The sequence below is a fragment of the Vibrio sp. Y176 genome, assembly GCF_033438945.1.
The window spans coordinates 1-740 of the sequence record NZ_JAWOQS010000451.1 but is presented as its reverse complement, the minus strand read 5'-3'; the positions used below and the strand labels follow the sequence as shown (position 1 = coordinate 740).

1 protein-coding gene and 1 pseudogene are annotated in these 740 nt (G+C 46.6%); one reads left to right on the top strand and one right to left on the bottom strand.

What is annotated here, in order from left to right:
- Positions 1-286, top strand: a pseudogene (locus R7O13_RS26625) (LysR family transcriptional regulator); the annotation flags it as partial.
- On the opposite strand, the gene R7O13_RS26620 reads toward R7O13_RS26625, so the two are convergent.
- The coding region (locus R7O13_RS26620; protein WP_412125734.1) for a tetratricopeptide repeat protein at positions 273-740 on the bottom strand (468 nt) is incomplete at its 5' end. The pseudogene R7O13_RS26625 and the gene R7O13_RS26620 sit on opposite strands and share 14 nt — an antisense overlap.

Sequence of the window (740 nt, the reverse complement as noted above, 5' to 3'; positions counted from 1 at the left end):
AGAAACCATTTTAGAAAGAAAAGTGGATCTCGTCACATCTTCGCTTGCTGGTATGGCGTTGTACGTCGCACAACGCGATTGTTTAGGTCTAGTGTCTCAATCTTTTGCGAACAAATGGAGCAAAGCCCTTAAGCTTCAAGTTCTGCCTTGCCCCATTTCTATATGCACTATCCCTTACAAGTTCGTCTACCATAAACGTGAGTTAAACAACCCTGCTCATATTGCATTGCGAGAGAGAATCAAAACGCACCTAGCAGCCGCGCATTACGAACCTATTTCTTTGTAGTCACGGTCGCTTTGAGCTGTTGAACAACTTCCGCAGGAGCATGTGCACCAAGCTGCTTGGTGCACTGTTCAAAGGCAAATGCAACGCCGCCTTGTCGATAGTTTCTCGCCAACACTTCGCACTGGGCATAAAGATGCCGTGGGTCGCCACCAACGTCAAACGCCTTGTTTAACGCCTTACTCGCTTCTAATACGTCGGATTTCTCCAACGCTAAACCGTACACATACCAATACTGAGCGTTATCTTTCGCGCTTTCTGCTGCCTGTTTTAAATACTGATTAGCTTGTTTGCTGTTGCCTTGTCTTAACAGCGCAAGCCCTGCACTGTAAGGCAGCGAACTTGATTTCGGTTGTGCTTTCATTCCCGCACTCAGAATTTGGACCGCTTTGGCTTCATCACCTTGTCGGCGATACATGTCCGCTAAATTGACGTAGCTATTTTCGAAATAAGGTTC